The organism is Spiroplasma eriocheiris, assembly GCF_001029265.1.
Lineage (GTDB): Bacteria > Bacillota_I > Bacilli_A > Mycoplasmatales > Mycoplasmataceae > Spiroplasma > Spiroplasma eriocheiris.
Genome location: NZ_CP011856.1, coordinates 1,324,194 through 1,336,043 on the forward strand (window position 1 = coordinate 1,324,194; position 11,850 = coordinate 1,336,043).

9 protein-coding genes are annotated in these 11,850 nt (G+C 31.4%); all 9 read right to left on the reverse strand.

Annotated features, from left to right (window positions below; genetic code table 4):
• Positions 1-46: 46 nt before the first annotated feature.
• Complete coding sequence (locus tag SERIO_RS06040; RefSeq protein WP_047791932.1) at positions 47-427, reverse strand: winged helix-turn-helix transcriptional regulator; 381 nt, start codon at positions 425-427, stop codon at positions 47-49.
• A gap of 104 nt (positions 428-531) precedes the next feature.
• Positions 532-2,457 (reverse strand): PTS transporter subunit EIIC, encoded by a 1,926-nt coding sequence (locus SERIO_RS06045; RefSeq protein ID WP_047791933.1) that lies wholly within the window; start codon positions 2,455-2,457, stop codon positions 532-534.
• Between the two features lie 60 nt (positions 2,458-2,517).
• Positions 2,518-2,841, reverse strand: a complete 324-nt coding sequence (locus SERIO_RS06050) for a hypothetical protein (protein WP_236682145.1) — start codon at positions 2,839-2,841, stop codon at positions 2,518-2,520.
• Positions 2,842-3,029: 188 nt separating this feature from the next.
• Complete coding sequence (locus SERIO_RS06055; RefSeq protein ID WP_047791934.1) at positions 3,030-3,896, reverse strand: MurR/RpiR family transcriptional regulator; 867 nt, start codon at positions 3,894-3,896, stop codon at positions 3,030-3,032.
• 164 nt (positions 3,897-4,060) lie between these two features.
• The gene (locus SERIO_RS06060) at positions 4,061-6,718 is read right to left on the reverse strand and encodes a cation-translocating P-type ATPase (RefSeq protein ID WP_047791935.1); all 2,658 of its coding nucleotides are present in this window, start codon (positions 6,716-6,718) and stop codon (positions 4,061-4,063) included.
• Between the two features lie 22 nt (positions 6,719-6,740).
• Positions 6,741-7,859: a DUF2130 domain-containing protein gene (locus tag SERIO_RS06065; RefSeq protein WP_047791936.1), complete on the reverse strand. Its 1,119-nt coding sequence runs from the start codon at positions 7,857-7,859 to the stop codon at positions 6,741-6,743.
• A 101-nt stretch (positions 7,860-7,960) separates the two neighbouring features.
• Entirely contained in the window at positions 7,961-8,686 is a 726-nt protein-coding gene (gene budA, locus SERIO_RS06070; RefSeq protein WP_047791937.1) for an acetolactate decarboxylase, read from the reverse strand.
• Positions 8,686-10,353 carry an acetolactate synthase AlsS gene (alsS, locus tag SERIO_RS06075; RefSeq protein WP_047791938.1) on the reverse strand — a complete coding sequence of 556 codons (1,668 nt, stop codon included), beginning with the start codon at positions 10,351-10,353 and terminating at the stop codon, positions 8,686-8,688. Before alsS ends, budA begins: the two co-directional genes overlap by 1 nt.
• A 157-nt stretch (positions 10,354-10,510) precedes the next feature.
• Positions 10,511-11,401 (reverse strand): class II fructose-1,6-bisphosphate aldolase, encoded by an 891-nt coding sequence (fba, locus tag SERIO_RS06080; RefSeq protein ID WP_047791939.1) that lies wholly within the window; start codon positions 11,399-11,401, stop codon positions 10,511-10,513.
• Positions 11,402-11,850 lie beyond the last annotated feature (449 nt).

Sequence of the window (11,850 nt, forward strand, 5' to 3'; positions counted from 1 at the left end):
TTTCTCGCAAAAATCAAAAATAGTTGCTAGATTTTCCCCACAACTATTATTTGTTTAAATAAGCACAACTAAATTTTTTAATATCAAATAATAAATTAACTAATTCTGATCCCGCTTGGGTAAGATTATACTCAGAATAATGGACATTATTTTTAATAATCACTCGTTTTTCAACAACATTTTGAGCAATTAAATTATTTAAAGATTCGGTCAAAACTTTTTTTGTACAATCTTTTAAAATATTATGCAATTCATTAAAACCTGTTTGTTGTTTATTTAAAACATTGATAATTTTAATGGCTCATTTTTGCTTAATAATATTGATAAAATTATTAATGGTTGTAATATCTTCATCACAACAATTAAAATCACAATTACAAACTAGCGCACAACAAGTTTTTGTGTTAATTTCACACCGCTCTAACATTTTATCATCCCCACTTTACTAGATTGTTTACATCTTAACTATAACATAAAAGTTTTTAAAATAAAAAGGAATTACTCTTGGTAATTCCTAATTATAACTTAGTATTATTTACCTGAAATTCTTGATAGTTCTTTTGAAACTGATTCAACATAAACCCCCACAATAACATGGAGACCTTTATTTTTAGCAGTTAAAACAACCCCTGGAACTCCGGTTTTTTTAATTGTATCAACATCAACTTTCGTATTATCTTCAACAGTTAAACGTAATCTTGTCATACAGTTATCCACTTTAACTAAATTATCATGTCCAATTGCATCATAAATAATTTGGGCCATTTTTGTAGAACCTTGCGGATCTTTTGCTAAGTCAATACGAGTAATTTCTCCGCTAGCATTAACTGGCGCTGTTCCGGCTGATACTGATGCGGCTTGACTGCCAACTGTCGCAGTTGCCATTTTAGCTTCTTGTTTTGCTAATTTTTTTTCAGCATGTGTTTTCACAACTTTGCCTAATTTTTTAGCAATTTCAGCCGCTTCGTCTTCACGTCCTGGAGTAACTAAGTTTAATTTTTTAATTAAGTATTTGAAACTAAAGAAGTAAGCAGCCCCTTGGATAATTCCAATTGGTAAAATCATTAATGGGTTACCAATTACTTTATAGGCACTGTTTTGAAGTGCTCCTGAAATTGTTGACATATCTCATGATGTTTTAATTGAAATTGCTCAGTCAACAAATCCGGCACTAAATCCAAATCCTGAACGAATTCCCATTCCAACTGTTAACGCTGCGAATGCCCCTGTTAAAAAGGCGTGAATTCCTAATAATAATGGTGCTAAGAAAATAAATGAGAATTCAATTGGTTCAGTAACCCCCGTTAAGAATGAAACTCCGGCCGCTGAACCTAAAATTCCGGCAATTTCGGCACGTTTAGTTTTATTTTCAATTGATAAAATCATTGCCGCACAGGCTGCTGGTAAACCAAACATCATCATTGGGAAGAATCCTGCTTGGAAGATACCACTTCCCCCCGCTAATCCAAATTCCGAGTTAGCATACATTTTTCCTAAAAAGGCATTAATATCCCCATTAATAGTTGTTGTAATACCTGTGTCATTTCAACCAGTAATTGCTGCTAAGTGACCATCAGGTGTTAAGGTATATTGTGCTCATTGCAATGTTCCATCTACAATTCTTCATAAGGCAAATCCTTCTAAAGTCATTAAGTGCCCTGAAATTGGTTGTTGGAACCATAAGTATGTGTTTAAAACTTGGTGTAATCCAAATGGAATTAATAAACGGTTAAAAATTCCATAGAAGAACGCTCCCAGAGGTGGAATCGCTCCTAAACCATATCCTAAATATTGAAGAACTAATTGGAATCATGGTCAAATTGCGGCTACAACAAATGATCCCCCTAAGAAGAATAAGGCTGTTACCATTGGTACAAATCTTCTTCCTGAAAAGAACCCTAAAGCAGCTGGTAATTTAACATCTTGGTAACGGTTATAAATTAACGCTACACAACAACCTGATAAAATACCACCAAAGACTCCCATGTCAATGTTATATTTAGCCCCATAACCACCAGGTAGTTTTTGACTAAAGTCAAAGACATATAAAATCCGTGAGTGTTGCACTGCTCATTGTTCACCATTTCCAAAGTTCCCAATTGGAGCATTTCCTAATAATACATTGTTATAGTATCATTGGGGAATAACGCCCATTAAGCCAGTTAGCGCAAATCAACCAAATAAAGCAACTAACGCTGCTTCACCCCGGAAGTCTTTTGACATCCCAAATCCTAGCCCAACTGCGAATAAGGGTGCTAAATTACCAACTGCAGCATTCCCAATGGCGGATAGAATTGATCCAATGTATCATAACCCTGATAAGTTACCATTTTGGGTCAATGCGGAATTAATACTTGAGTCAGTCATAATTCCACCAATCCGCAACATTAAAGCAGCAATCGGCAATACAACAATTGGGAATTGCAAGGCTTTTCCTAATTTTTGCAAATATTGCATTTTTACTTTTCTCCTTTCATAACTTTTAACAAATAATTTCTTTAATCAAAAAAGACTAAATTAAGTGGCTAACTTAATAATAGTAACTATTCCTACAACAAAGGCAATGGCAAATAACGATGCTAAGATTAAAAAAATATTACCTTTAATTTCAGCAAGGATTCCTCGTTCTCTTGCTATTTTCATGGTTTGATCACGTTGAAAGCGGATGTGATTTTTTCACCAAAAAAAATGAAGCAATATCAAAATAACAGCAATGACAAAAGAAACCCCAATAACTCATCCTCAAATTACCATTTGGGTATGATGATCAACATTATTGGATGTATCATTACTACTGTTATTTTCAGCTAACAAAAACAGAATACTGATAAATCGTTGCACTTTTGTTACTTACCCCTCACTGTAAAAAATATATTTCATTAAAGAAATCTACCTATATGATACAACTACTTCGGTAAAATTAAATTTCAAAATAATCGCATATAGAAAATAATTCCATATTTTTTTAGGTATCTTTGAAAATGAATTTCAAAAATTTTATAATTTTTTAGAATTTTAAAAAATTATTTTTAAGATTTTTTATCCAGTTTCCGCCAAGGTTTAACCATTTCACCAGCTCTGGCGACTGCACGTTCAGCCCCAGGATATTTTTTTAATAATTGTGAATAAATAATATCAACAATTAGTAATTCGGAAACTTTTGCTGACATTGTGTTAAATTTATAATCACCATCATAAGTTTTGAACTGGATAATATTATCAATAATATTTTTAAATTCACTATGCTCATTAGCAGTAATTAAAATAACCCGTAAATAATTAGCTAAACTTACCCGAATAATTTCCCGAATTTCATTTGTTGTTCCAGATGTTGAAATTAAAATAATAAGATCCTCTCTGGTTAAGGCTGACATATTTGCAATATGGACATGAATATCCTGGCTTAAAATTGCCGGAATGCCAATTTTATTTAAGTTTGAGGCTAATTCAAAGCAAGGAATTCAAGATGAACCAACCCCAAATAATAAAACTTTCCGGCTTTTAATAATATCATCAACAACTTTATTAATTCGCTCATGGTCAAGTGAATCAACTGTCTGGTTAATTGCATAAATATAATAAATCCGGTTATTATTAATATCACCAACTAGTTCATTATTTAAGGATAAAGAATAATTATATTTAATAAAATTATTACGTTCATAAATATATTGCTGTAATAATTTTAAGGAATGATAACCAACTTTTTTAACAAAACGGGTAATCCCAGATACAGAAACATTTGCTTTGATAGCAATTTCATTAATTGTATGCGTTGTAAAGTAATTAGGATTTTCATTAATAAAATTAAAAATTGCGTTTTCAACATTTGTTAATTTAGTTCGATCAAATTCTAAAATATTGAATTGCTTCATTTTATTGTTATTGTTTACCATCTTGATTCTTCCTTTTTACTAACTTTGTTTAAGGGTTAACTACTTATTTTATTGTAATTAAAAAAAAAAAAAAAAGCAATCTGCCCGCCTACTATTAAATTTAATAAACTTAAAAACAAATTAAAAATCAAGTTACCAATAATGGAAACTTGATTAATTATTAATTATTTTTTAATTAAATGACGAATTTGTCCATATAAGATAATTCCGACTAAAGGAACACACATCATCGCTAAGGAAACTAAACTCATCTGTCACGACAACGTTGGTGGTGTAGAATAAATCACACCAGTTGGATCATTTAAGAAAATTTGATTTAAACCAGGAATGTAAACAATCATAAAGTTTAAAATTAAGGTCAAAAATATTGAACCTAGTAAGTAATAATTTAATTTATGTTTTTGATGATATTTTATTTTGTAATTTGGTAAACGTATTGCATATACATAAATCGCCGGAGCACAAGTCATTACTAGCACCGCTGCTATTTTGGCATCGGCATTACTATCAAACACTTCGCGCCCAATAAAGAAGGTTGCAATAACACTAGCTGCTGTAATGAAACTAATAAAGAATAATGTTAGCAGTTCATGGGAGAAGAATGATTCTTTTTTATTTCGCGGCTTATCGAGCATTAAACTACCATCATTATGGTCAAGACCAATTGGAATCGCTAATAAAGTTTCAATAATTAAGTTAAACCATAGAATATTTACTGATTCAAAAGGTTTAATGGTTGTGATAATTGAAATCAATAAAAATGCTAGCACCTGGGCAATATTAGCAGAAATAACAAAAATGATTGCCCGTTTAATTTTTTGATAAACATTACGGCCTTCTTCAACCCCTTTAATAATAGTTGAAAAGTTATCATCTTGTAAAATAATATTGGCCGCTTCTTTTGACACATCAGTACCAGTAATTCCCATCGCAACGCCAATATCAGCTTTACTTAAACTTGGTGCATCATTAACACCATCACCAGTCATTGAAACTACATAATTTAGTTCTTGTAAGCACTCGACAATTCGGGTTTTATGTTCAGGGTTAACCCGAGCAAATACATTTACAGTTTTTAACTTTTCTTTTAACTGATCATTATCAATACTATCAATTTGATGACCATTCATTACATTTTCTTCGGAATCAACAATTTTTAATTGTTGTGCAATTGCAAAGGCTGTAACTTTATGATCACCAGTAATCATTACCACTCTAATCCCCGCATGGTGGGCTTTTTCAATTGCGACAATTGCTTCGGGGCGGGGTGGATCAATCATACCAACCGCACCTAAGAAAATCAAATCACTTTCCAGCGGAGAGTCATCTTGTTCTTTGAACGCAAATGCTAATACCCGTAACGCTTCATGGGATAATTTCATTGCTTCCGAATGAACGATTTTTTTAAGTTCTGCTGTTAACGGAATGATTTTTTCATCTAAATATATTTTTGTACAGCGTTCTAATAGTTGGTCGATTGCCCCTTTGGTGTAAACAATTTTTTTATTATTAACTTTATTAACAGTTGTCATTAATTTACGGTCAGAATCAAAGGGGATTTCATCCACCCGTTTATATTTTTTTCTTCATTCGGTTTCACGAATCGTAATTGCTCTTGTAAAGTCAACTAAGGCAATTTCAGTGGGATCACCAATTTTTTCTTTTTTCTCATTAATAGCATCGTTACACAATGTTAAACAATTAATAAAATGCTGGTGGTGGGGGCTTTCTTTATGATGTTTATAAGCATTTGCTTTTAAGATATTATTATCAATAATAACTTCTTTCACCGTCATTTTATTTTGGGTTAACGTTCCGGTTTTATCCGAACAAATAATATTGACAGATCCCAAAGTTTCCACCGCATCTAATTTTTTAACAATAACATTAACATTTGACATTCTTTTAGTTGACAATGACAAGATAACAGAAACAATCACCATCAACGACTCAGGAATAACTGCAATTGCAATAGTAACCGAAGTCATCATGTTAACTGGTCAATCATTTTCATCCATAAAAAAGAAGAAAACGAAAACCGCAATTGCTAAAATAACAGCAAACGCTGAAACTCATTTTGTTAATTTTGCTAACCGTAGTTGCAGTGGTGTTTTATTTTGTTTTGTTTCCGAAACACTTTTAGCAATTTTCCCAATTTCACTATCAACAGCATTAGCCACCACAACCCCAATTGCTCGACCATTGGTAATAAAAGTTGACATAAAAGCAATGTTATGTTGCTCAGCTAACACTAATTTATCTTTATTAATAATTTTACTATTTTTTTCAACAGGAACTGACTCTCCGGTTAAAGCTGATTCATCAATTTGTAAATTACTTGCTTCAACAAGACGGATATCAGCCGGGATGTATTTACCTGCCTCTAAAATAACAACATCCCCAACTACTAATTCAATAGCTAGGATTTCAACAATTTCACCATCCCGTTTCACAACCGCCATGGGAATTGTTAATTGCTGGAGTGCTTCTAAAGATTTGCGCGCCTTCATTTGCTGAATTGTTTGAATTAAAGCATTGATAATAACAATTGCCATAATCACAATAAAATCAATAAAATCAATGTGTTGATTAATAATGCGCTCAACAACAATTGAGATCACTCCGGCAACAATTAAAATTAATGATAATGGTTCAATTAACGCTAGTAAAAAAATTAAACTTCAATGGCGATTTTTAGTCTTTACTAATTCATTCTTACCATTTTTCTTTAATTTTGCTTGGGCCTGTTCGGTTGTTAGCCCCTGTTCAATACTTGTTTCTAACTCTTGTTCTAATTCTTCTTCTGTTTTGTTAAATCACATTTTTTATATCGCCCCTCTCCTTTTAATTTAGTTTTAAACTAGCAATTAAGTTTAAAATATTACTTTCAATATCACTATTAATAGCCAATAATTCACCATAAGTTTTGATAAAAGTATTATTTAAAGTGGTTAATTTTTTATTAGCATCCGTTAGTAATTCATTAATCTTTTTAAAAAGTGCACGAAATTCAGGGGAATTAATTTTTTGGTAAATTTCAGTTTTTAAATCATATTCTTGCTGATTAGTAATTTTTATTTTTTCAGTTTCTAAAACTAGTTTTCGTAAGAGAATAAATAATACACGTGCTGCTTCGAAAGTACAGACAAATAATCCCGGATTGTTATCAATTTCTTTGATATATTCACCATTGTTTCTTCACTCCGCAGGAATATTACGAGCAATAATAGCTCCAAATTGTAAATTACGATTGTTGATATCCTGAATAAACTTGGTAATATAGTTGGTTTGGAAAGTATCAACATCCTTAATTTCATAATAAATTTCTTCAAATTTATGATTACTAATTTTTACTTGGTGAACAATATCCGCCCCGTTTTTACCCGGATTAACACGCTCAATAACATCACCATATTGCTCAAATTGATTAGTTAAAAAATCTGCAAAATCTTTTTCTGATTGGTTTCCTTTATTTTTGACATTTGTTAAAATCCGGATCTGTTCATTCAACTGATTAACTTTATCGTGATATTCTTTGGTAGCTTGTTCATAACGGTAGTCAAAATTTTTTTGAAGGGAATCTGTCAAAGTATCTTTTAAGTTATTAAATGTTTGCATCAATTCGGTATAATTCTTTCTCTCATTTGCTAAATCTGCCTGGTGAGTTTTTTGCGTTTCTTGAAAATGAATATTAAGTTGGCTTAAAGCACTTAACTGTTTATGGAATTCTTTTTCTTTTTCATGAAATTCATTTGTGATTTTTAAGCGTAAGTTTTCCTCTTGTTCTTTAGCTTTAATAATTAATAAATCATTGTATTCAGCTTTTAATTTTAATTGACTAGCTTCTAACTTTTCTTTTACTTCTTGATTAATAAAAGCTTTAATATGTTCATCTTTTGCTAAATCCAATTTTTGTAAATCAATTGTTTTTCCACAATGAGGACAAGTTATTTTGTAATCCACAATTTTAATTCTCCTTTGCTAACTCCCACATCACATCTATTATATAAATTATATCTTAATAACAAATAAATAAAAAAACAATGTTCTAAAACATTGTTTTTTTATCCTCGGTGCCGTTCAGAAGCATGAATTTCTGCTTGTAAATTTTCATTTTCTAAATCCGCAGATAAATATTCTTCATTGGTTGGTAACACTAAAAGTGTTGTCGTTAAATAAGAAATTTCAACAGTGGGATTTACTAATTGAAAATTGAAAACATGTCCACCTTTAGTTTTACTATCATCTAAAAAATGTAAATGGTAGTTATGAACCCCAATTGTGTTAGCAAATTCAGGAGTTCAAAAACCAGCTAAGGTACCCTGCAAGTTTTCAAATTTAGCAACTCCCTGATCTTTAGTTGCATTAATTAAAGTTGGATATGGTTTTTCTTGATATGCCACTGTTCTTGTTGAAATTTCTTCAAAATAACCATTAACTTTTAAAGCATAAAAGATGTTTTTACTAGGAAAATGTTCACTAATAATTGCTTCTAACTCTTCTAGAGTAACTGTTTTTTCCAAGGTAAATGTTTTATCCGTTTTGAAAAAACTTAACGAAGCAAAAGATGAAGTTCAATCAGGTTTAACATTATGCACACTACCATCGGCTTTTAATTGATAGGCTTTTCCATCTAAAACAATTAATTCCCCATCTAAATGGTCAAAAGTTCCTAACCCAAAATCTCCATGTTTTAATAATTCTTTGAAAGTAATTGAACCATCATAGTTTCCCGCAAATAAACTAGCAATTGTTGAATATTGATATAATTGAGAATAATTTTTTTTCATTAGTAAATTTCCTTATCAAGTAATGTTTTAGCTAGTAAAATATTATCTTTATAATCAACCGGAATATCAACAATAACTGGTTTGTTAGCAGCTAATGCTTGTTCTAACACGCTTTGCAGTTCACTGGGGTGATTAACACGCAAACCGATAGCTCCGAAACTTTCAGCATATTTAACAAAATCAACTGGTCCCAGTTCTACTGCAGAAGTACGGTTGTATTTCATGTTTTGTTGGAAGGCCACCATATCAAAATAACCATCATTTCAAATTAAGTGGACTAGTGGTAAATTTAATCGCACAGCAGTTTCTAACTCCATTGCCGAAAATAAGAATCCTCCATCTCCTGACATTGAAACTACTTTTTCTCCCGGACGAACTAAACAAGCAGCAATCCCTCATGGTAAAGCTACTCCTAATGTTTGCATTCCATTACTAAATAACAATCTTCGTGGTTCATATGAACGGAAGTGACGAGCCATTCAAATATAAATTGAACCAACGTCAACGGCTACTGTAACCTTATCATCAATTAAAGCACGGAGAGTATTGATAATATGTAAAGGATGAGTTAAGTTACTATCACTCGTACTCTTAACATTTTGGCTAGCCATTAATCTAGTGTGTAAATCATTTAATATTTTATCTTCTGTTGGGTTTAATGTTAATCCTTCAAATTTATCAATAAATTTATTTAGAGTAGCTGGTAAATCTCCTATTAACTCTAATTCTGGTTGGTAATAATTATCAATATCCGCAATTACTTCATCAATATGAATAATTTTTGATTTTTTATCATGATTTCATACAACAGGATCATATTCAATCGGATCATAACCAACCGCAATTACTAAATCTGATTGGTCTAATAAAATATCTCCTGGTTGGTTTTTAAATAAACCAACACGACCATAAAAACAAGTTTCTAATTCTCGGGAAATTACTCCGGCTGCTTGGAAAGTTTCCACAACTGGAATTTTTGTTTTTGTTAATAATTTACGAATTACTGTTGTTACTTCTCGACTTGACGAACGCATTCCTAACAATAAAACTGGCAATTTTGCTTTTTTAATTTCTACTATTAACTGGTCAATTTTTGATTCCTCAGCTGGTCCTAAATCATGCTTATTAAAAGGCAGAATTGCGGTTTCTTTTAAATCAGTCGCATTAACAATATCTTGGGGCAAAGAAACAAAAGTGGCTCCTTTCCGTGGTGACGTTGCTTCCCGAAAGGCGTTAACCAAGGCTTCTGAAATATTATCGGGGTGCACTACTTCTTTACTATATTTAGTAATTGGGGCAAATAATGCCGCATTATCCATTGATTGATGGGTTCTTTTTAAACTATCAGCTCGGGAAACATTCCCGGCAATCGCAACGATTGGGTCTCCTTCCGCATTCGCAGTAACTAAGCCAGTTGCTAAATTAGAAGCACCTGGTCCACTGGTTACCAAAACAACTCCTGGCTTCCCAGTAATTCTTCCAATTCCGCCGGCAATAAAAGCAGCATTTTGTTCATGACGAGTTAAGATTAATTTTGGTCCCCGATCTAATAAGACATCAAAAACTTTATCAATTTTGGCACCAGGGATACCAAAAATATATTCAACATTTTGGTTAATTAAGGTATCAACAACAATATCGGCACCGGTAATTTTTTTATTTTCCATATTATTCCTCCTTCTTCTAATTTAATTTTAATTATAGTCTTAATTATTTTTACTTTAAACTTTATGGTTTATAATTTTAAAATAAAAATAATTAACGAAAAGAAAACATTTTTACCAAAATTATTTTAGTAAAAATGCCTCCGCTAAAATTTAATTCCTAAGCTTTACCTTTGCAACCAAATCAACCAGTTAATTCACTAAAAGTTTCTTTAATTGCTTCAACACCGGGATGTAATAATTTACGAGGGTCAAATCCTTTACCATTTTCTGGTTTATCTTTACCTTCTTCAATATATTTTCTTGTGGCTGCCGCAAAAGCAATTTGTAATTCAGTATTAACATTGACTTTACTAATTCCTAATGAAATTGCTTTCATCACTTGGTCTTGGGGAATTCCACTACCCCCATGTAATACCATTCCAATTTGAGCTGCCGCTTGAATTTTTTCTAGTGCATCAAAATTCAATCCTTTTCATCCTTTAGGATAAGGTCCATGAATGTTTCCAATTCCAGCGGCTAAAAAACTAACTCCTAAATCGACCATTTTTTTAGCTTCGGCTGGATCACCAATTTCACCGGCTCCAATAACCCCGTCTTCTTCACCGCCAATTGTTCCAATTTCAGCTTCCACTGAAACTTCATGAGCATTCGCATAGGCAATAACTTCTTGGGTATTTTTATAGTTTTCTTCAAATGGATGATGACTTCCATCATACATTACTGACGAAAATCCCGCGTCAATCGCTGCTTTACAGCTTTCGACTGATTGACCATGATCTAAGTGTAATGCAACAGGAACAGTTATGTTTAAAGAATCTAATAAATTAGTTACCATTGCTTCAACAACTTTAAATCCTCCCATATATTTGTTTGCACCTTCTGATACCCCTAAAATAATTGGAGTGTTAGTTGCTTGGGCCACTTCTAATAATGCTTTTGTTCATTCTAGATTATTAATGTTAAAATGACCAACAGCATATTTATTTTGATGAGCTTTGTCAACCATTCCTTTAGCATTTACTAATCTTGCATGATATTTTCTTGCCATATTGTTTTTTCTCCTTCTATATATTTAACTTTAACATTAATATTATAAACCTTTTGCCTAATAAATCTCGGGAAAAAATAAGAATTAACAAAGTTTTAAAAAATATCACATATTTTTCAAAACTTTCCAAATAAAATTAAAAAATTATTGCTTTTTTGGGGAAAAATTACACACTTTTACAAAATATGTTATCATAAAGACAGGTTAAGATAAAATCTTAACCAAACAATATGTTTCCGTTCAAAATAGTTTTTCATAATTTTTTCTAAACACAGTATTACTGTGTTTTTTGTTTTTTCAAATTTGTTTTGTTTTTTAAGATTTTAAATATCTACTAACTTAAAAAATTCAACAAATATAGAGTTTTTAATTTATTAAATTAATTTTTTTCATATTTGTGAAATCTATTTATTTTAGAATTTACTATGCTATTATAAAAATGCTATATG